The sequence below is a fragment of the Acidisoma sp. C75 genome (genome assembly GCF_054665095.1).
This window is the reverse complement of the sequence record NZ_BAAFHD010000005.1, coordinates 246934-266949: the sequence shown is the minus strand read 5'-3', so window position 1 is coordinate 266949 and position 20016 is coordinate 246934. Positions and strand designations below refer to the sequence as shown.

Genomic DNA, 20016 nt, shown 5'->3' with positions numbered 1-20016 from the left:
CCCTTGCCCCAGCGCCTGCGGCTGACGACCGTTCTTGTCAGGGAGTATGATGAAGCAATCGACTTCTACGTCGGCAAGCTTGGCTTTGTGCTGCGCGAGGACCGTCCGCTGACGGGAGAGAAACGATGGGTCGTCGTCCAGCCCTCGGGCGGCGGAGGCGCCCTGCTCCTCGCCCGGGCGGTGGACGACCGACAGCGCTCCGCGATCGGTGACCAAAGCGGAGGCCGGGTGTTTCTGTTCCTGGAGACCGATGACTTCGCCCGGGATTACGCGATCTACAAGGCAAGAGGCTTACGATTCGTGGAAGAACCGCGCCAGGAGCCCTATGGCACGGTCGCCGTGTTCGAGGATGTTTTCGGAAACCGATGGGATCTCGTTCAATATGCCGCCCATTGACGGGTTCGGGGCCGAGGGCGGCATTGGGCAAAGCGGGACTGATTCACGCTTGGGGGCGAGAGCAGCCATGCCGCTTTTGGGTGAAAACCCCGAAAAGCAGACGTTATACCAAAACCCGGAGAGCGTGACTCTCGGGGGCTTTTCAAAGGGAAGCTGAGCTGATTCAACATGGCGAACGAAGGAGGTCGCCATGCCGCCCCTGCCTCTGCGGGTTGATTTTGACGCGAAGAAGGCGCGGGCCGCCGCTCGCCTGTCCAAGGATGGCCCCCAGGCACGACGGCTGCTGGCCCTGGCCGCGATCTACGACGGGGCGACCAGATCCGAGGCCGCGAGGATCGGCGGCGTGACGGTACAGATCGTCCGCGACTGGGTCGAGAAATTCAACAAGCATGGGCCGGAGGGACTGATCGACCGGAAGGCACTGGGGAAAGCACCGCTGCTCAACGCCGACCATCGCAAGGCTTTGGTTGCCATCATCGAGAGCGGCCCGACGCCTGCCATCCATGGTGTTGTGCGCTGGCGGATCGTCGATCTCTGCCAATGGCTGTTCGAGGAGTTCCGGGTGAGCGTCTCGAAGCAGACGCTGAGCCGTGAATTACGGTCCCTGGGATACCGAAAACTGTCGGCACGGCCCCGTCACCACGCCCAGAAACCAGAGGAGGCCGAGGCCTTCAAAAAAGGGGGTTCGCTGCCGAGATGGACAAGGTCGCCGCGTCTCTCCCGCGCGGCACTCCGATCGAAATCTGGTGGGCCGATGAAGCGCGTATAGGACAGAAGAATAAGGTCACCCGCCGATGGGCTGGGCGCCCCCGGCCCGGCGCGGCACGCGCCCTTCCGCGCCTCATGACCAACGCACGCGATCGACCTATATCTTCGGCGCCATCTGCCCGAAGGAAGGCAAGGCGGCTGGCCTCGTCCTGCCCTGGTGCAACACGGCGACGATGAACCTCCACCTCGCCGAAATCGCGCAGGCGGTGGCGCCGGGCGCCCACGCGGTGCTGTTGGTGGATCAGGCCGGATGGCACATGACGCCGAAGCTGACCGTGCCGCCGAACATCTCCATCATCCCGCTGCCCGCCAAAAGCCCGGAACTCAATCCGCAAGAAAATGTCTGGCAGTTCATGAGGGACAACTGGCTCTCGAACCGCATCTTCTCCTCCTATGCCGACATCGTCGATCACTGCTGCTACGCCTGGAACAAGCTCGTCGATGAGCCTTGGCGCATCATGTCCCTCGGAATGCGAAGCTGGGCTCATGGGTCATGATCACTGGGATTTGGTATCAACCCTTGACTTGGGGGGTCGCGGTTCGACAGACAGTTGCGGAATCAGACATTGAAGTGGCAGCATTTCGGCGGCTGCGGGCAGCAGTCATTTGGTCAATCAATGAAGCCACAATGCCTTAGAACGTTGCGCAAACATTCCTCAAAAGCTTTGAAAGAACTTGCGCGTCGAAGTTCGTCAATACTCTGCTCCTGGGCAATTCTCACTAATATCTGCCGAGATGCAGATTTTTTCCTTACAACGCTCTTAACAATTCCATCGAGGTTAACCTTTGGGGCTAGAAGCCTTTCGGCCGCCACGGGTGTAGCAGGCATAAGGTCGCTGGGTATCGTTTTGACTCCAAGAGCTGCCTTTACAGCGGCAAGGTCACACAGCGCCCAAGCTTCAAGCTCCTTTTCCGGAGATAACATGACCGCAGTTCGGGGGTCGAAGCCGCAGAGTTTCTGTGCCTTCTGAATCAGCTCCTCCCTGCGCTGCGCTACAGTTGCAGCTTGTCCACGCCCCCCAAGATCAGCATGTACAAAGATGATATGAAATTCGCTCTTTCGCGCACAAATCTCTTCAGCGGCTCTATCGAAAGAGCGATTATCGATCCCAAACTCTACCGCAGGAAATTCACCCACGTCGCAGGGTCTCTTTCCGCATTCTCGAATAATCTCATCGAGGATTTTAGGGATAAGAACGTTAAAGTATTGAGCGTCAGTTGTCCCCTCATAGAACGCGGACCAAGACAGATACATTAAATCCCACCCGTCCTGTTTCGAAGAAGTTCCTCCACTTTCGCTGGGTACAAGTGATGCTCATCATCAAACAATCCCTTGTAGGATGCTATTCGCCTCATCCTCGTACGAATTTGGGAAGTGTCGCCGTCGGCGGGCATGCTGCGGACCATATCCGCAAACAGAACTTCCTCCGGCTGTAGTGCGCGCATAACTGCGGGTGAGTGAGTATTGAGAAGGACTTGGAAATAGTCACCGTCCTCATCCTGCGCTTTGGTGGCTTCGCGTAAGAGATTTATCAGATCGGGAATCCTACCTTCGTGCACACCATTCTCCGGCTCCTCAAAACATAGAATTCCTTGTCGGTTGGGATCATCAATTACGGTAAGAAGCGCGAGTAGGCGGATAGTCCCGTCACTGATGACGCGAGAGCTGAAAGAAATCCCATCACGCACTTCAACGCTAAATGCGTATTCTCGACTTTTTGGGTCATCGAGGACCCGAACACTTTTTACTTGAGGGATCAGCATCGCGAGATCCGCAGAGATATCTGCAATGGCTCCCGTGGGTCTATTCTCGGTCGTCGATAAACGCTGAATTTCGGCAAGACTAGCAGCAAGGTTAGAAGCATTGCTCTTCAACCGTTTGGCTTCGAAACGATCATTGGCTTTGCGCGCTTCTGAAGGATTAATCTCAAGAAACTGTGGACCGGCAATGAGTTTCTTGAACGCGTACAGATGTCGGAATTCGGAGGTTGCGATAGTCGAAAGTGCACTGCGTGACGCTTCCGCCGCAGGAAGTTGCAGCGGGTTACCTCTTTTGGACGTACCGCTATCTGCGACGCCATCTTGTCTAATGGTGAAAATCCGTGCCCTTCCTTGGGCGTCCTTCTCTGTTTCCAAGAACGGCGTTTTTCGGCCCGACCGGCTAATTTTTGTCGGCGTCGGAAAAGCCATTTTGTCGTCTTCGGCGCGAATCACCCTACAATCTTCGTGGGTAACAAAAATGCCATGAGCCTCCTCCCTCATTTCTATGGTGATCTCATACCGTAGACGCTGCGCAGGTGTCTCGAAGGCAGCACCGAAGTCATCGACTCCGCGGGCAGGCAAAAGAACCTCAATCGCGAAGCTCATTACGGTTTGAATTCCAGAGGGGGTTTGACGGAAGAGCTCTTCCGGTTCCCCTCTAAGTTCTTGCATGGCTGTACGCACATCAACCTGCGCGAGCCTTGAAAGAAACTTCAGCGCATCAAAAAGGTTTGATTTTCCGGCGGCGTTCGGACCAACAACAGCCACGAACGGCCTCAGGTCCGCCGAGAACTTATGGAAGGTTTTGAAGCCATCTATTTCAATTCTGGTGATCAAGAAAAACCTGCCACGTCATTTGACCGACCCCTACGTTCATGCAAGGCCCTCCACTCATCGAATAAATTTGCAAAAGTCCGCGGCCTTGGCAAGTTCGGCAGAGATAATCCCATTTCTGGAATACTTTGAGGTCGAAAGCTCCGGCTTGCACGGACGCTGGGGAGGGCTGGGTCAAGCTGCTCAAGCGGTGGCCATGGGTCGCGCGGTGGCTTACGATGGCCTTGAGGAGGCCCGCCGACATAACGACATCAACTTTCGGAGTTGCAACGCCTCCCCTGGCCGCGCGACCACCGCCCGTATACTGCAAACAGGCGATAAGCGCCCTGACCAGGGCGATTCCGCTTTCATGAAAGCGCGATGTCCCCATCAATATTCGACATGGACGCATAGCTGTTCCAAGACTTTCAAACCTTCCCACGAGGTTAATGTCCGCTCTGGAGTAACGTGCCCGGCTGCATGGATGCCTAGAATGGACACAAAGCAGACCTTCCGACCGACGCCGCGGGTAACCACCTTCGCTCATATCAAGTTCTTTGGCGAGGGCTCACAGGAAAGAACCTATTCCTTCTACCGCGCTCAGCCGCAACTCGCACCCCCTACTCCACCCCGATCACCACCTCGACGAGGTTCGCGACCCCTGATGCGATGCCCGCTTCGATCGCGGGTGCCACATCGGCGGCGCGGGTCACGCGGCGGGCAGGGAGGCCGAAGGAGCCGGCGAGCATCATGTAGTCGATCGAGGGGTTCTCGATATCCATGGCGAGGAAGCTGTTCCGCTGGGCCGAGAGATAGTCCTTCTGCCCCTTCATGAAATTCTTCAGGATATTGTATTCGGCATTGTTCATGACGACGAAGGTGACGGGCAGGTTTTCGTGCGCGGCCGTCCACATCGCTTGCGGGCTGTAGAGGGCGGCACCATCGCCCACGAGGGAGACCACAGGCTCCCGCCCGAGGCCGAGCGAACAGCCGACAGCCGCCGGCATGCCCCAGCCGAGCGCCCCGCCACGGATGAAGAAATACTGGTTGGCGGAGCGGCTATCGAGAAAGGCACGCAGATGCAGCGAGGTGGCGATCGCCTCATCCACGATATGGATATCGGGGCCGATCGCGCGCGCCGCCTCGGCCGCTGCCACGAAGGGGGTGATGCGCGGCGCATCCCATTCCGCCCGCGCCCGCGCGGCGAGTGCGGCCCGCCGCTCGCCCCGCTTGCGCACGGCCTCTGCCACCAGCGCATCATAGGCCGCGCGGCGCGGCGCGCAGGCGGCTTCCAGCAGCGGCTGCATGGCGCGGAGCGAAGCGCGCACATCGCCCACCACCGAAAGCTCGGTCGCATAGGTGCGGCCGAGATCGCGCACATCGGTGGACATCTGATAGACGACGCAACCCTTCGGGATGATCGGCCCGGCGGAATAGAGGATGGTGATGAGGGATTTGCCGCCGAGGGCGAAGATCGCGTCATACCCGGTGAGCTTGTCGTAAATCTCCCGCCCCTTGTTCGGCATGTTGCCGGCCCAGAGCGGATGGGCGGTCGGGAAAGGCAGGCAGGAGGGCCAGGAGGAGCCATAGACCTCGGCGCCCAGCGTTTCGGCGAGGTTGGCGACCTCGGCCGAAGCATCGCTCGCATAGACCTCGTCGCCCGCGATGATGAGGAGCCGGCCGGGGGTGATGGCGGCCAAGCGTCGGGCCAGTTCGTCGAGCGAGCCGGCGACGGGCCGGCGGTCAATCACCGAAGGCTCGGTGATCTCGACGCTGCTCATCTCCTCCATCACATCCATCGGCAGCGAGAGGAAGACCGGGCCGGAGGGGGCGGCGCTCGCATCATGGAAGGCGCGGCGGATGAGCACGGGCAGCTGGTCGGCATGCGCCACCTCCTGCGCCCATTTGACGGCGGGGCGCGCGATCTGGATGAGATCGCCGAAGAGCAGCGGATCGGTGATGGTATGCCGGCTATCCTGCTGGCCTGCGGTGACGACGAGCGGCGTCTGCTCGACCTGGGCGTTGATGAGGTTGCCCATGCCATGCCCTAAGCCCCCGGCGGTATGGAGGTTGAGGAAGCCCGGCCGGCGCGCGGCCTGGGCATAGCCATCGGCCATGGCGACCGCGCTCGCCTCCTGCAGCGCCCAGATGTATTGGATCGCGGGTTCGCCCATCAGCGCGTCGATCAGCGGCAGTTCCGTCGTGCCGGGATTGCCGAAGATGTAGTCCACCCCTTCGCTGCGCAGCACTTCGAGGAGCACGGCGGCGCCCCGGCGGGCGCGGGCCTGGTCGAGCGGCGTGATGGGGCTTGCGGTCATCGGCGCTTCTCCTGCTGACCAGCCCTTTTTAGGCTGGATGGCGGAGTTTCGTCCAAACACCTGCGATTCGTCACCCGGCCGTCATGCAGCGGCGGCTAGAGTGGTGGCGTTTCGAACCGCCCCGAGAAGGACCGACCGATGCCCCGCAGCCATGCCGAAAGCCACCTCATCACCCGGATCGGCTGGCTGCGCGCCGCCGTGCTCGGCGCCAATGACGGCATCATCTCAACCGCGAGCCTGATGGTGGGGGTCGCGGCCGCCGCCACCGGCCGCGGCGAAGTGCTGACGGCGGGGCTCGCCGGACTCGTGGCCGGGGCGATGTCGATGGCAGCGGGGGAATACGTGTCGGTCAGTTCCCAATCCGATACGGAAACCGCCGATATCGCGCGCGAGCGGCGGGAGCTGGCGGCGGACCCTGCGGGCGAAGCGCGCGAACTGGCGGCGATCTACGCTGCACGCGGGGTGGAGCCGGCGCTTGCCGCCGAGGTTGCGCAGCAACTCATGGCGCATGACGCGCTCGGCGCCCATACGCGGGACGAGCTTGGCCTCTCGGAGATTTCCACCGCGCGGCCGATCCAGGCCGCCTTGACCTCGGCCGCGACCTTCGCCGCCGGCGGCGTGCTGCCGGTGCTGGCTGCTGTCTTGAGCCCGCGCGGCGCGATCGGGCCGGTCATCGTCATTGTCGCGCTCGTGGTGCTGGCGGCACTCGGCGTCGCCGGGGCACGGACCGGGGGCGCCGCGATCCTCAAGCCCGCCATCCGCGTCGTCTTCTGGGGGGCGCTCGCCATGGCGATCACCGCCGGGGTCGGCGCGCTGATCGGACACGGCGTTTAGACAAGGCGCCGAGGGCAGGCGCAATAAACCAATTCGCAACGATTCGATCGCAAAAAAGATGCCCCCAGCGGGAGCCGATCCATAGACCGCACAATCGCGCTGAGGTCTAATTGAGGGATCTGTGCAACGATAAGGAAGCATCCATGATTGACGCGCTCATCGTCGGAGCTGGGCCGGTCGGCCTCACCCTCGCGGCCGAACTCGCCCGCTATGGGTTGACGACGCGATTGATCGACAAGGCGGCAAGCCCGACCACCACATCCAAGGCGCTGGTGATCTGGAGCCGCACGCTCGAACTGATGGACCGCATGGGCTGCACCGAAGCCTTCCTCGCCGCCGGCATCCGCGGCCATGGCGCATCCATCCGCAGCGGCGGCGCCATCCTCGGCCATGCCCGGCTGGATAGTATCCCGAGCGCCTATAATTTCTCCCTGATGATCCCGCAGCGCGATACTGAGCGGCTGCTCGCCGCCCATCTCGCCGCCTGCGGTGGCGAAGTCGAACGCTGCCTGACGCTGACGGGCTTCGAGGATCAGGGGGACCAGGTGGTCGCCCGCCTCAGCGCTGCCGACGGGACAGAGGAGGTTCAGCATGCGCGCTGGCTGATCGGCTGCGATGGCGCGCATAGCACGGTACGCCGCGCCCTCGGCCTCGCCTTCGAAGGCGCGCCCGAGCCGAATGACTGGGTGCTCGCCGATGTCATGCTGCACGGCCCAGAGGCACCCCCGGCGGATGAGGTGACGCTCTACCTGCACCGCCAGGGCCTGCTCGTGGTCTTCCCGATGCCTGGGCCGCGCTTCCGCCTGGTCGCCAATCTGGGCCAGGCCGAGCCTGGGGTGACGCGGCCGGAGCCGACGCTCGGCGCCGTCCAGGCGCTGATCGATGCGCGGGCCGGCGGCGGCTTTGCCGCCGAAGATCCCCAATGGCTCGCCAATTTCCGCGTGCATGAGCGCAAGGTGGCGGATTACGGCAGCGGCCGCGTGTTCCTGGCAGGCGATGCCGCGCATATCCACAGCCCGGCCGGTGGGCAGGGGATGAACACCGGCATGCAGGATGCGATCAACCTCGCCTGGAAGCTCGCGCTCGTCACCAAAGGCCACGCCGCCCTCGATCTCCTGCACAGCTACAGCCCCGAGCGCAGCGCTATTGGCCGCCTGGTACTCCGCCATGCCGGGCGCATGACGGAGGTGGCGACGCTCACCAGCCCCGCCGCGCAAGCCTTCCGCAACCTCGCGATCCGCCTCGCCCTCGGCCTGCAATACGTGCAGCAGCGCATGGCGGTGCAGATGAGCGAGATCGAGATCGCCTATGAGACGAGCCCACTCTCGCGCGGGCTCTATCGCGGCGCCCATGGGCTGGAAGCGGGCGCCCGGCTGCCGCCCGAGCTTTACGCCGGGCCCGCCCCGGGGGCCGGCGGCACACCGCGCTTCGTGCTCTATGCCGCGCCGTCGGAGACCTCGGCAGCCCTGCTGGCCGCCTATCCGGAGCTTCTGGAGAGCGGGGTGCGCCCCCCGCCAGAGCCCGGGATGATCCTCATCCTGCGGCCCGATGGCTATATCGGCTTCCTCGGCCAGGAAATCCATTGGCCCGATGCTTCTGCCTATCTCGACGATATCCAGAACGGCGCCTGATCCGGAACCGGGCCGCCGCGGCCGCTGGGCGGAGCGAGGAGGGGCGCGGCTTGGCGGCTTGGCGCGCATTGGCGATCGGTATTCTCCCGCCATGCGCCGCCCAATCTCGGCCAGGGCATCTTGCCTCCGCGGCCGCCCCGAGGCGGGCGCTCATTCGAACGGAGCATAGCAATGGATAAGCGTTTGATCGTGCCGGCCGCCCTGGCCGGGCTGATGATGGTGGCGGGTCTCGCGGCCAATGCCGAGGCCGCGCAACAGGGCGGCGTTGACCCCGAGGCGGCGGCGGTGTCGGATCTCAAAGTCCCGCTGACCCAGGCGATCACGATCGCCGAGCAGCATACGGGCGGCAAGGCCTATGATGCCGGCATCAGCCTCGATCAAGGAAAGATGCAGATCGTCGTCGAGACCAACGGACCCGCCGGGGTCAAGACCGTCATGATCGACCCGCAGAGCGGCGCCATCCTCGGCGAACGGGCGGGCAGCGAGCAGGACTGACGGTACCCGCCCGGCGGCTGCGGGCGCGGATGCCGGGCGCCTGCCGCCGCGCAGGGCCGAGGGCGCGGCGAGACCAGAGTCCGCCTTCGGCCAGACAGGCGCCGCGCCCTCTGCTTCCCTTCTCCTCGCCAACCGAGGAGCGAGCGCGCCATGACCCCATTCCGCTGTATCCCGATCCCTACCGCGACCGCGGAGCGATTCCGCCAGACCGGGGAGGATGATCGCGGCAACCCGATCCGCCGCATGACCGCGACGCCCACGGGCGGTTTTCCCTGCCGGCATTGCCTGCGCTACGGGGTGCCGGGGGAGATCATGCTGCTTGGCTCCTACGACCTGCCGAAGCCTCGCGGCATCTATTGGGCGCCAAGCCCCATCTTCGTGCACGAAGCCCCCTGCCCGCGCGCCGAGGCCGTAAACGAGGTGGCACCGATCGTTCGCCAGAACGCGCTGGTTTCGGTGCGCGCCTATGACGCGGCCGACCAGTGCCTCTACGATCTTGGCGTGGTTTGCCCAGGCGCGGAGGTGGACGCGCCGCTCGCGCGAGCGCTGGAGGATGAGCGCGCCGCCTTCATCAATATCCACACCGCCCGGCCAGGCTGCCTGCTAACGCTGATCGAGCGGCTGCCCCTCGGCTGAGGGCAGCGGCACGGCCGAGATGATGACCTGGGCGAAGGCATAAGGGTATTCGTCCGTCATCGTCAGCGCCACCTCCGCGCGCATCCCGGGCGGAGTGAGGGATGCGAGGCGGGCGGCGGCACCGCCGGTGAGCTTGAGCGTCGGCTGGCCGGAGGCAAGGTTGACGACGCCAAGATCGGACATGAAGACGCCGCGGTTGAAACCGGTGCCGAGCGCCTTGGCCGCCGCCTCCTTGGCGGCAAAGCGCTTGGCGAAGGTCGCGGCCCGGATCTTCTCCGTCCGCCGCATCGCCTTGGCGCGCTCGGTCTCGGTAAAGACGCGTTCGAGGAAACGATCACCGAAGCGGGCGATCGCCTGCTCGATGCGGCGGATATCGCAGAGATCAGAGCCGAGACCGATGATCATGCAGGGCTGCCTTTCAAGGGCTGTGAGGGCATCACGGCCGGCCGCGCCTTCAGCCTTTTGCTCTTTCGACCTGGGTAATGCCGGAGGTCGCGCGTAGCCCGGCGATGACGGTCGAGAGATGCCGCAGATCCCGCACCTCGACATCGAGGAGGATTTCGCAAAAATCCTGCTGGCGGCTGAGCACACGCAGGTTGAGCACCGAACCGTCATGCTTGGTGACGGCATTCGAGATATTGGGCAGCAGATCCCGGTCATTGGTCGCGATCAGGCTGATGCGGCCGGAATAGACCTGCCCGCCACGCGCCGGCAGCGGCAGGCTCTCATCCCATTCGACGTCGAGGAAACGCTCGGGCGTGGAGGCGAAGGTCTGCAACTGCGCGCAATCGCGCGTATGGATCGTGACCCCGCGCCCGGTCGCCACGATGCCGACGATCGGATCACCCGGCAGCGGGTGGCAGCAACCGGCATAGCTCACCACCATGCCGCCGATCAGGCCACGGATCGGCGCGCCGGCGGGGCCGCTATCGGCTTTGGCCGCACCCCGCCCGCCTGCCGGGCGGGGCGGCAGGCCCATGCCGGGCAGCAGGCGCGGGGCTCGCGCGGTCTCCCGCATCTCGGGGTAGGCCGCGTGGACCACATCCTTGGGGCCGACATGGCCGGAAGCGACGGCGACGTAGAGATCGTCCAGCGTCGCGAATTTGAGCGCCTTGGCGGCCGGCTCCAGCACGCGCTCAGACCCGTCGAGCCCATCCTGGCGGAAGGCCTTGGCGAGCACCGCGCGCCCCTGGTCCCGGTTGATGGTGCGCTGCTGCTGGGCCACGAAGCGGCGGATGCGCGCGCGCGCCTTGCCGGTGACGACGAAACGCTCCCATTGCGGGGAAGGCGTGCCGCCCCGCGCCGTCATGATCTCGACCTGATCGCCGTTCTGCAATTCGTAGCGCAGCGGCATCAGCCGGCCGTTGATCTTGGCGCCGACGCAGGTATCGCCCACCTGGCTATGCACGGCATAGGCGAAATCCACTGGCGTCGCCCCGCGCGGCAGCTGGATCAGTTCGCCCTTCGGCGTGAAGCAGAAGACCTGATCGTGATAAAGTTCGAGCTTGGTGTTTTCCAGAAACTCGTCCGGCGCCTGGCTGTTCTCGAGGATTTCGAGAAGATCCTGCACCCAGCGGAAGCGTTGCAGATCAGCCGCCGCTTGCGGATCGCGGTCCTTGTAAAGCCAATGAGCGGCGACACCGTTTTCGGCCACCTCGTGCATGCCGAAGGTGCGGATCTGCACCTCAATCTTTTGGTTGCGCCGCTCCCGCAGCGTCACCCCGGTATGGATGCTCTGATAGCCGTTGGCCTTGGGGGTCGAGATATAATCCTTGAAGCGACCGGCGATCACCGGATAGGCGGAATGGATGGCGCCGAGCGCGATGTAGCACTCGTCTCGCGTGTTGACGAGGATGCGGAAGGCCATGATGTCGGAAAGCTGCTCGTAGGCGACGTTGCGCTTCTGCATCTTCTCCCAGATCGAGAAGGGAGATTTCTCCCGCCCCGTCACGTCGATCCGGGTGAGGCCGGCACCGCGGCAGATGCGGATGAGATCGCGCCGCACCTCCTCGATGATATCGGCGCCCTGGCCGCGCAGGAAGTTGAGCCGCGCCTGGATGCTGTCGAAGGCCTCGGGCTCCAACTGAGCGAAGGCGAGATTGTTCAGCTCGCTCTTGATCGCATCCATGCCGATGCGCCCGGCGAGCGGAGCGTAGATCTCCTGCGTTTCGCGGGCGATGCGCTGGCGGCGGCTCTGGCTCGTCACGAAATGCAGCGTCCGCATATTGTGCAGACGGTCCGCGAGCTTGACGAGGAGAACGCGGATATCCTTGGAAAGGGCGAGAACCAGCTTGCGGAAATTCTCCGCCTGCTTCGTCCTATCCGATTGCAGTTCGAGCCGGGTGAGCTTCGTCACCCCATCGACAAGCAAGGCGACATCGCCGCCGAATTGGCGCTCAATCTGCGCCTGGGTGACGCCGGTATCCTCAATCGTATCGTGCAGCAGCCCTGTGATGATGCTGCCGGCATCGAGCCGATAGCCCGCCAGGATATCGGCGACGGCGAGGGGATGGGTGATATAGGGCTCGCCATTGTCGCGGCTTTGCGCGGCATGGGCGGCGGAGGCGAGGGCGAAGGCGGCGTCGATCTGCGCCGGGTCTATCTTCGGATCGTAGGCGAGCGCCTTCTGGGTCAGCGCCCGCTCGCGATCGGCGAAGGGAAGGCCGGCGATCGCCTCGCTGGCATTGCCCGCCGCCACGCCATCAGGCGCGCGGCAGGGCTCAGTCATCCAAGGGCAGGGCCAGAGCGGTTGGCCAACCGCCATGGCGGCTCAGCGCCGGCCGCGGCCGCCAAGCTCCGCTTCGATCGCGGCCTCGATATCGAGCCCGCCATCGTCACGGCCCATATGGGCATTCTCTTCCTCGGCCGAGATATCCTGCAAGCCGAAGATGTTCTGGTCGGTCGGGATAAGGTCCATGACCTCTTCATCCGCGGGCTCGGGCTCCGGCGCGCGGGAGAGGGAGCGCACGAGATCGCCTTCCAGCCGGTCGAGATCGACCTTCTCATCGGCGATTTCACGCAGGGCGACGACGGGATTCTTGTCGTTGTCGCGATCGACGGTCAGCTCCTCGCCGCGCGAGATGTTCCGCGCCCGCTGCGAGGCCAGAAGGACCAGCTCGAAGCGGTTGGGAACCTGCACAATGCAATCTTCAACGGTGACGCGTGCCATCCGCTCAATCTCCGCACGAAAGATGAGTGAAATTTCTACCTAGCGAGTGCGGCGCGCGCTTGCAAGGAATAGCGGGCGGGCGCGCGGCATGGCAGGCATCCGCCGGCACCGGCCGCCAAGGGCGGCCGCCTTCATACCTCCAGCGGTTCAATGGCTTGCGGCGGCAGGCGGGCAAGGAGCTCGGCTGCGGTGAGGTGCAAGGCGGGATGCACCCAGCCGGGCGCGACATCGGCGAGCGGGCGCAGCACGAAGGCCCGCTCATGGGCGCGGGGATGCGGCAGTATGGGGTCGGGCAGCGGCGGCGCCCGGCGCAGATCGTCGATCGCGATGAGGTCGAGATCGAGGCTGCGGGCGGCATTGGCAGTGCTGCGGGCACGCCCGAAGCGCGTTTCGATCGCCAGCAGCCGATCGAGCAGCCAGGCGGGTTCCGCCTCCCCCGCAAGGCGCATCACGCCGTTGATGTAAGGAGGCTGGTCGGAGACGGGGATCGGCGCGCTCGCATAGAAGGGTGAGACCGCCTCCAGGGAGAGGCCGGGCAGAGCGGCAACCGCCGCGATCGCGCGGCAGCAGGTCTCCCTGGGCGGGGTGCCATCCGGTGCGGGCAGGTTGGCGCCAAATGCGACGAGGATCATCGCCCTTCCCTGCCGCAGGCGCGCACCTGGGCGCAAGCCCCCCTCCCCCCGGCCGGGCGCAAGCCATCGGCAAGCATTGGCCTGTCATAACGCTTGTGCCACAAGACCCTTTGGCAAAATACACGCAAGAGTTGCATCGAAATGTCTGAAGTGTTGACCGATATGGGCGCCCCGCCGCGCGATTGCCCGCTCTGCCCGCGCCTCGCGGCGTTCCGGGCGGAGAATCAGGCCGCGCATCCCGATTGGTTCAACGCGCCAGTGCCGAGCTTCGGGCCGGTGGATGCGCCCCTCGCCATTATCGGCATGGCCCCCGGGCTGCGCGGGGCCAACCGCACCGGCCGGCCCTTCACGGGGGACCATGCTGGGATTCTCCTTTACAAAACGCTGCTCGCCTTCGGCTTCGCCGAGGGCAGCTACGATGCGCGCGCCGATGATGGGCTGGTGCTCACCAGTTGCCGCATCGTCAACGCCGTGCGCTGCGTGCCGCCTGCCAATCTGCCGACGCCGGCGGAAACCACCACCTGCAACCGCTTCCTCACGCATGAGTTGCAGCGCATGCCGCGGCTGGAAGTGGCGCTCGCCCTCGGCGTGCTCGCCCATACCGCGGTGCTCAAGGCTTGCGGCATTCCGCAGAGCCACGTGAAGTTCCGCCATGGCGCGCTGCACGAATTGCCCGATGGGCTGATCCTCGCGAACAGCTACCATGTCTCCCGCTACAACACGAATACCGGCCGGCTGACGGATGCGATGTTCGAGGATGTCATCCACGCCATCCTCACCCGGCTCGGCCGCGCCTAAGCCGGCCGCGCCTAAGCCGGCCGCGCCTCAAGCCGGCCGCGCCCGCCCCTGAAGCCGCGGGAGAAGCGCCCGGCCGAGCGGACCACGCCAGAGTTGATCGGCCGGCATCATCACCCGCCGCTGCCAGTTCGGCCGCTCCCGGTCGGTGCCTGGCAGATTGATCGCCTCGGTCTCGCCGCCGAGATCATCCGCCTGGATGAGGTCGAGCACCGCCGGCGCACGCTCCACATAGGCGTGGAAGGCAGCGGCCAGATCCTCCGGCATCGGCGCGGCGAGATCGTAGGAGGCAGGCGCGGCGATGAGCCCCTCATCGGCCAGCGCGCTCAGCGCCACCCGCTTTTCCGCCAGCCGCGCGGCGCGCGCCGCCTCGCTCGCGGCTTCGTCGGCAAGCCCGATCGCCGCCCGCTCGGCGATATCGGTGCCGAGCCACCAGCCCGCAAGCGTCGGCAGGTCATGCGTCGAGACGCAGGCCGCGGCAAGCTCGGGATAGGCGGAAGGCGGCTTGAAGCGCTCCCCCTCGCGCTCGAACCAGAAGACCTTGTAGGAGAGCAGGCCACGATCGGCCATCGCCTCGCGCACGCCGTCCGGCACGGTGCCGAGATCCTCCCCCACCACCAGGCAGCGCGCGGCATGCGAAGCGAGGGCCGTCATCCCCAAGAGATCGGCCAGAGGATAGGCGAGATAGGCGCCCTCCGCCGGCTTCCCGCCCTCGGGGATGAGGAAGAGGCGGTTGAGGCCGAGCACATGGTCGATCCGCAGCGCGCCGGCATGGCGCATATTGGCCGCCAGTAGATCGGCGAAGCCCTGATACCCCTCGGCCTGCATGGCAAGCGGATTGGCCGGCGGCAGGTTCCAATTCTGCCCCTCGAGAGAGAAGGGATCGGGCGGGGCGCCCACGGAAACCCCGGTCATCAGTAGATTTTGCTCGGCCCAGGCCTCAGCGCCGACCGGCGCGGTGCCGACCGCGAGATCCCGATAGAAGCCATGGGTGAGCCCGCCCGCGCGGCTCACGCGATCGGCCTCCGCTAATTGCCGGTCGGCGAGCCATTGCAGGAAGGCGAAGAAATCGACCGCCGCCGCCTCTTCCGCGGCAAAGCCCTGGACCGCCGGCCCCGCCGGATCCCGCAAGGCTTCCGGCCAGGCCTGCCAGCCTTGCCCGGGATAGCGCGCGCTGATCGCCTGGAAGGTCGCGAAGCGGGTGAGTGCGCGCCCACCGGCGGCGCGGAAAGCGGCGAGCGCCGCCGCTGCCGGATGATCGGGCCCGAGCACAGCGAGGGCGGCGAAGGCCGCGCGCAGCACCGGCTCCTTGGCCGCCCAGACGGCCGGGTAATCGACCGCGTGCGCCCCCCGCAGCGGTGCGAATACCGCCTCACCCGCGTCCAAGGCGGCGCGCACCGCCGGCAGGCCAGCCAGCGCGCCGAGGGCCGCCACGTCGATATAGAGCGGGTCGAGGAAGCGCCGGTCGGAGGGTGAATAGGGGCTGATGAGGCTGCGATTTTCCGGGAAAAGCGCGTGCAGCGGGTTGAGGCCGAGGATGGCACCGCCGACGGCGGCGGTCTCTACCCCCAGTGCCCCGAGGGTGGTGAAATCCCCGATGCCCTGATCCTCCGCCCGGCGGAGCGCGTAGAGGTGGGCGGCGAGGCCGAAGCGCCGGCCACCCTCCGCCAGCTCCGCCGGCAGGAAGCAGCGCCGGGGCGCAACGATCAGATGGGCGAAGACTTTCTCCGCCGCATCCTCGCAGACCAGCCGATGCCGCCCGGCCGGCTGCGCCGGCAAGGCGATGCGGCGGATGCGGCCCTCCCGCCCGTCGGGCGCCCGCAGGCTCTCCGCGCCGGCGCCATCCGGCGGCACCACGAAGCGCGCCGCCGTGCCGTCCGCCCGTTGGAGCACGAGCGCAACCGCGCGTGGCAAGGAAGCAAGCGCCGGCCCGAGCGTGACCGTGATGGCCTCCCCTTCCCGCACCACGATGCTCGCCGGCAGCGGCGCGAAACTGGTGCGGCGGGAAAGATCGTCCAGGCTACGGGCAATCTCGGCGGCATTCTCCGCCGGCAGGCGCATGGCGCTGAGCAGCGCCCGCTCGCTCGCTTCCGGCACGCGATGGTTCTGCCCCGCGATATCCCACCAATGGGGGGCGAGGCCAGCGGCGGCCGCCAAGGTCGCGAGGCTGCCACGCTCATCCGCCCGCACCCGGGCGAGCGTCGATTCCGGCAGGATGGCCGGGGCCGCGGGCTCCGCCTCCTCGATCAGCAGCAGCGCGGTCCGCGGCTCGACGCCCAGCATGCGGAGGGATACGACGGGCCCAGCCTCCGGTGCGGCGCTGTCGATCTCGCGCCGCCAGACATGGCCCGGGCGCGGCGGCGGCAGGGTGAGATCGAAGCCCTGCCAGCCGGCATGCAGCACCACCAGGGCGCGGCTGCCCGCCTCTCCCGGCACCGGCCGGTAGAGATCGGCGATGAGGGTGCGGTGCTCGGGGTTCTGCCAATCCTCGATCCGCATTTCCCCGCCATCCGGCCGCCGCCAGACGACATCGGGCAGCAGCGTCTCGTCGAGCGGGCCCCCCGTGAGATGCGCGAGCGCGGTGAGCGCCGGGCAGGCGCGCCGGGCGCGGATCAGCCGGGCGGTGAAGGCGGCGAGCCCGCGATCCGCCGCCGCCCAGTCCAGCCAGGACAGCGGCGTATCCTGAGCATAGGCATTATTGTTGCCCTGCTGGCTGCGCCCCAGCTCGTCCCCCGCCGCGAGCATCGGCGTGCCATGGGCAAGGAGCAGCGTGCCGAGCATGGCGCGGATATCCGAAAGCCGCGCGGCGCGCAGCGCGGGATCCTCGCTCGGCCCCTCGACGCCGTGGTTCCAGGAGAGATTGTCGCTCGTGCCGTCGCGGTTCTGCTCGCCATTCGCCTCGTTATGCTTGCCGGCATAGGAGACGAGATCGGCGAGGGTGAAGCCGTCATGCGCGGTGATGAAGTTGATGCTGCGCGAAGGCTGATGCACCGCCTGGCCGAAGATGTCGGAGGAGCCGGCGAAGCGCGTCGCCACCTCCCCGATCATGCCCGCATCGCCGCGCCAGAAGCGGCGCATGGTATCGCGAAAACGGTCGTTCCACTCGCCCCAGGGGGCCGGAAAGCCACCGAGTTGGTAGCCGCCCGGCCCCACATCCCAGGGTTCGGCGATCATCGCCGCGCCATGCAGCGCGGGGTCTTGCGCCACCGCCTGCAGGAAAGGCGCGCGATGGGCGAATTCGTACGGATTGCGGGCGATCGTGCTCGCCAGATCGAAGCGGAAGCCGGAAAGCCCGGCGCGGCGCAACCAGGTGCGCAAGGCATCCATGATGAGCCGCAGGACCATGGGATGGTCGGCCGCCAGCGTATTGCCGCAGCCGGTATCATTGACCAGCACCCCCGGCTGATCGGGCAGGAAGCGGTAATAGCTGCGATGGTCGAGCCCGCGGAAGGAAACGGTGGGGCCCATCGCATCCCCCTCGCCGGTATGGTTGAAGACCACATCGAGGAGGGCGGCGATGCCACGTTCGCGCAGCGCCTCGGTCGCGGCACGAATCTCGGCGAAGCCGCCGGGGGCGAGGCGCGGATCGGGCGCGAGATAAGCGACGGGATTGTATCCCCAGTAGTTGGTGAGGCCGAGCGGCGGCAGATGCCGCTCGTCAAGCCAGGCGGAGGAGGGCAGGAATTCGACCGCGCCGATATCGAGGGTGCTCAGATGATCGAGCAAGGGCGCTTCCCGCAAGGCGGCATAGGTGCCGCGCAGGGGCTCCGCGATGTCGCCGCGCTGGCGGGAAAAGCCGCGCACATGCATTTCGTAGATCACCTGCCGCTGCCAGGAGAGGGGCGGCAAAGCGGGGCTCGGGTCCGCCGCCTCGATGATCGCCTTCGGCATGAAGGGAGCACTGTCCTCCCGGTTGGGCGGCGCGCCCATCTCGGTGCCAGGCGGCCAGTCGAACATCGCGGGATGCAGCACGAGCGGCCGGTCCAGTCGGGTCGCGTAAGGGTCGATCAGCAGCTTGCTCGGGTTGAAGCGATGCCCCTCCGCCGGCGCCCAGGGCCCATAGGCCCGCAAGCCGTAGCGGGTGCCCGCGGTGATGCCGCCAATGGCGCCGTGGAAGATATCGTAGGAGCGCGCCGGCAGCAGGATCCGCTCAACCTCACGCTCCCCCGCCTCGTCGAAGAGGCAAAGCTCGATCGCCGTCGCATGGGTCGAGAATACGGCGATATTGATGCCGTCTTCGGTGAGGGAAACGCCAAGCGGTTCGATCCGCCCCGCGCCAACGCTGCGCCCGCTCATGCCGCGATCTCCGAGAGGGTGGCGAGTTCAGCGTAAAGCTCGGCATAAAGCCGGGCGGAGCGCCGCCAGGAAACATCCGTGCGCATGCCGTTGCGCTGGATGCGCCGCCAGATGGCGGGCTTGCGCCAGAGGGAAGCGACGCGCAGCACCGCCGATTCCAGCATCTCGACCGTGGGGGGATGGAACTGCACGCCCGTGCCGATCCCTTCCGCGCGCGCCATCTCGTTCACATCAATCACCGTATCCGAAAGCCCGCCGACCCGCGCGACGACGGGGATGGCGCCATAGCGCAAGGCATAGAGCTGGGTGAGGCCGCACGGCTCGAAGCGCGAGGGCAGCAGGATCGCATCCGCCCCCGCCTGCATGAGGTGGCCGAGTTCCTCGCTATAGCCGATGACGCAGCCGACCCGCCCGGGATAGGCGGTGACAGCATCGCGCACCGCGCGCTCCATCGCCCGCTCGCCCTGGCCGATGAAGGCGACCTGGGCGCCAGTGCCGAGGATGAGCGGCAGCGCATCCAGCACCATGTCGATCCCCTTCTGCCAGGTGAGGCGGCTGACAAGGCCGAAGAGCAGGATATCGGCATCCTTGCGTAGCCCCGCACGCTGTTGCAGGCTCACCTTGTTGATCCGGCGCGGCTTGATATGCAGCCGGTCGAACTTGGCGGCGATCAGCGGATCGGTCGAGGGGTTCCAGACATTCTCGTCGATCCCGTTGAGGATACCCCGCAGATCTCCGATGCGATCCCGCAACAGACCGCCCAAGCCCATGCCGCCCTGGTTGGTGGCGATCTCCTCGGCATATTTGGGCGAGACGGTGGTGATGCGATCGGCGAACTGGATGCCGGCCTTGAGGAAGCCGATCCCGCCGTAATATTCGACGCCGTCAACCCCCATCGCCTCCGGCGGCAGGCCGAGTTTTTCGCGAAGTTCGGGCGCGTATTGGCCCTGGAAGGCGAGGTTGTGGATGGTGAGGATGGTGGCAGCCCGCGCTCGCCCCCCCGCCTGGGCCCGGTAATGCATGAAGGCGGGGGTGAGCCCGGCCTGCCAATCATGCGCCTGCACGATATGCGGCCGGAAGGAGGCGACCTCCCCGAGGCCGATCGCCGCACCGACGGCGGCGAGCGCCGCGAAGCGCAAAGCGTTGTCCGGCCAATCCTCGCCATCGGGGGACTGATAGGGCGTGCCGGGCCGATCGTAGAGATGCGGTGCGGCGATGACGATGAGATCAAGCCCATGGGCGACGCCGCGCAGCAGCCTGGCGGGGCCGCCGAAGAGATCGGCGATCCAATGGATCTCCGTGAAATGCCCGATCTGCGCCATCACCGGCCGGTAGCCCGGCATCAGCGAGGTGATGGCGATCCCTTCGGGCTTGAGAAAGAGCGGCAACGAGCCCGCGACATCGGCGAGCCCGCCGGTCTTGACGAAGGGATAGATCTCGGACACGACCGAGAGCACGGAGATTTGCGCTGT

At 65.9% G+C, this 20016-nt stretch carries 15 protein-coding genes and 1 pseudogene; 7 read left to right on the top strand and 9 right to left on the bottom strand.

The features are described 5' to 3' along the window. Nucleotides 1-3: 3 nt before the first annotated feature. Nucleotides 4-396, top strand: a complete 393-nt coding sequence (locus ACYQ7X_RS09130; RefSeq protein WP_459696664.1) for a VOC family protein — start codon at nt 4-6, stop codon at nt 394-396. 190 nt (nt 397-586) lie between these two features. Then, nucleotides 587-1661 (top strand): annotated as a pseudogene (locus ACYQ7X_RS09125) (IS630 family transposase). A gap of 113 nt (nt 1662-1774) precedes the next feature. Here the strand turns inward: ACYQ7X_RS09125 and ACYQ7X_RS09120 are convergent. The 3 genes from ACYQ7X_RS09120 to ACYQ7X_RS09110 all read right to left on the bottom strand — a co-directional run bounded on the left by ACYQ7X_RS09120 (nt 1775) and on the right by ACYQ7X_RS09110 (nt 6056). Continuing rightward, a complete protein-coding gene (locus ACYQ7X_RS09120) occupies nt 1775-2302 on the bottom strand; it encodes a hypothetical protein (RefSeq protein ID WP_459696663.1) in 528 nt (175 codons plus the stop codon). A gap of 116 nt (nt 2303-2418) precedes the next feature. Continuing rightward, entirely contained in the window at nt 2419-3762 is a 1344-nt protein-coding gene (locus ACYQ7X_RS09115) for an AAA family ATPase (protein ID WP_459696662.1), read from the bottom strand. Between the two features lie 596 nt (nt 3763-4358). Then, complete coding sequence (locus tag ACYQ7X_RS09110; protein WP_459696661.1) at nt 4359-6056, bottom strand: thiamine pyrophosphate-binding protein; 1698 nt, start codon at nt 6054-6056, stop codon at nt 4359-4361. Nucleotides 6057-6194: 138 nt separating this feature from the next. Here ACYQ7X_RS09110 and ACYQ7X_RS09105 point away from each other — a divergent pair, with 138 nt between their 5' ends. The 4 genes from ACYQ7X_RS09105 to ACYQ7X_RS09090 all read left to right on the top strand — a co-directional run bounded on the left by ACYQ7X_RS09105 (nt 6195) and on the right by ACYQ7X_RS09090 (nt 9652). Next, nucleotides 6195-6890 carry a VIT1/CCC1 transporter family protein gene (locus ACYQ7X_RS09105; protein WP_459696660.1) on the top strand — a complete coding sequence of 232 codons (696 nt, stop codon included), beginning with the start codon at nt 6195-6197 and terminating at the stop codon, nt 6888-6890. Nucleotides 6891-7033: 143 nt separating this feature from the next. Next, entirely contained in the window at nt 7034-8521 is a 1488-nt protein-coding gene (locus tag ACYQ7X_RS09100; RefSeq protein WP_459696659.1) for an FAD-dependent monooxygenase, read from the top strand. A gap of 171 nt (nt 8522-8692) precedes the next feature. Further along, a complete protein-coding gene (locus ACYQ7X_RS09095) occupies nt 8693-9016 on the top strand; it encodes a PepSY domain-containing protein (protein ID WP_459696658.1) in 324 nt (107 codons plus the stop codon). A 150-nt stretch (nt 9017-9166) separates the two neighbouring features. Next, nucleotides 9167-9652, top strand: a complete 486-nt coding sequence (locus tag ACYQ7X_RS09090; protein WP_459696657.1) for a DUF1203 domain-containing protein — start codon at nt 9167-9169, stop codon at nt 9650-9652. Here ACYQ7X_RS09090 and acpS read toward each other — a convergent pair. From acpS to folK, 4 genes are all read right to left on the bottom strand, one after another. Beyond that, on the bottom strand, nt 9620-10057 hold the full coding sequence (gene acpS, locus ACYQ7X_RS09085) for a holo-ACP synthase (protein ID WP_459696655.1): 438 nt from the start codon (nt 10055-10057) through the stop codon (nt 9620-9622). The two genes, ACYQ7X_RS09090 and acpS, sit on opposite strands and share 33 nt — an antisense overlap. Nucleotides 10058-10106: 49 nt before the next feature. Beyond that, entirely contained in the window at nt 10107-12380 is a 2274-nt protein-coding gene (locus tag ACYQ7X_RS09080; RefSeq protein ID WP_459696654.1) for a RelA/SpoT family protein, read from the bottom strand. 42 nt (nt 12381-12422) lie between these two features. Continuing rightward, nucleotides 12423-12821, bottom strand: a complete 399-nt coding sequence (gene rpoZ / locus ACYQ7X_RS09075) for a DNA-directed RNA polymerase subunit omega (RefSeq protein ID WP_459696653.1) — start codon at nt 12819-12821, stop codon at nt 12423-12425. Between the two features lie 131 nt (nt 12822-12952). Beyond that, nucleotides 12953-13453, bottom strand: coding sequence for a 2-amino-4-hydroxy-6-hydroxymethyldihydropteridine diphosphokinase (gene folK / locus ACYQ7X_RS09070; RefSeq protein ID WP_459696652.1), 501 nt, complete (start codon nt 13451-13453; stop codon nt 12953-12955). Between the two features lie 141 nt (nt 13454-13594). Between folK and ACYQ7X_RS09065 the strand changes: the two genes are divergently transcribed. Next, entirely contained in the window at nt 13595-14251 is a 657-nt protein-coding gene (locus tag ACYQ7X_RS09065) for a uracil-DNA glycosylase (protein ID WP_459696651.1), read from the top strand. Between the two features lie 27 nt (nt 14252-14278). Here the strand turns inward: ACYQ7X_RS09065 and glgX are convergent, their stop codons facing one another. Next, nucleotides 14279-18544 (bottom strand): glycogen debranching protein GlgX, encoded by a 4266-nt coding sequence (gene glgX, locus ACYQ7X_RS09060; protein WP_459696650.1) that lies wholly within the window; start codon nt 18542-18544, stop codon nt 14279-14281. Beyond that, nucleotides 18541-20007, bottom strand: coding sequence for a glycogen synthase GlgA (gene glgA, locus ACYQ7X_RS09055; protein ID WP_459696700.1), 1467 nt, complete (start codon nt 20005-20007; stop codon nt 18541-18543). The genes glgX and glgA overlap by 4 nt, the downstream gene beginning before the upstream one ends. Between the last annotated feature and the right edge of the window lie 9 nt (nt 20008-20016).

What these genes read in the sequence shown, in the direction of transcription:
- rpoZ (WP_459696653.1), bottom strand. Translation starts at nt 12,821, where the DNA reads ATGGCACGCGTCACCGTTGAAGATTGCATTGTGCAGGTTCCCAACCGC.
- ACYQ7X_RS09110 (WP_459696661.1), bottom strand. Translation starts at nt 6,056, where the DNA reads ATGACCGCAAGCCCCATCACGCCGCTCGACCAGGCCCGCGCCCGCCGG.
- ACYQ7X_RS09065 (WP_459696651.1), top strand. Translation starts at nt 13,595, where the DNA reads ATGTCTGAAGTGTTGACCGATATGGGCGCCCCGCCGCGCGATTGCCCG.
- ACYQ7X_RS09090 (WP_459696657.1), top strand. Translation starts at nt 9,167, where the DNA reads ATGACCCCATTCCGCTGTATCCCGATCCCTACCGCGACCGCGGAGCGA.
- glgX (WP_459696650.1), bottom strand. Translation starts at nt 18,544, where the DNA reads ATGAGCGGGCGCAGCGTTGGCGCGGGGCGGATCGAACCGCTTGGCGTT.
- ACYQ7X_RS09095 (WP_459696658.1), top strand. Translation starts at nt 8,693, where the DNA reads ATGGATAAGCGTTTGATCGTGCCGGCCGCCCTGGCCGGGCTGATGATG.
- folK (WP_459696652.1), bottom strand. Translation starts at nt 13,453, where the DNA reads ATGATCCTCGTCGCATTTGGCGCCAACCTGCCCGCACCGGATGGCACC.
- ACYQ7X_RS09100 (WP_459696659.1), top strand. Translation starts at nt 7,034, where the DNA reads ATGATTGACGCGCTCATCGTCGGAGCTGGGCCGGTCGGCCTCACCCTC.
- ACYQ7X_RS09080 (WP_459696654.1), bottom strand. Translation starts at nt 12,380, where the DNA reads ATGACTGAGCCCTGCCGCGCGCCTGATGGCGTGGCGGCGGGCAATGCC.
- ACYQ7X_RS09105 (WP_459696660.1), top strand. Translation starts at nt 6,195, where the DNA reads ATGCCCCGCAGCCATGCCGAAAGCCACCTCATCACCCGGATCGGCTGG.
- acpS (WP_459696655.1), bottom strand. Translation starts at nt 10,057, where the DNA reads ATGATCATCGGTCTCGGCTCTGATCTCTGCGATATCCGCCGCATCGAG.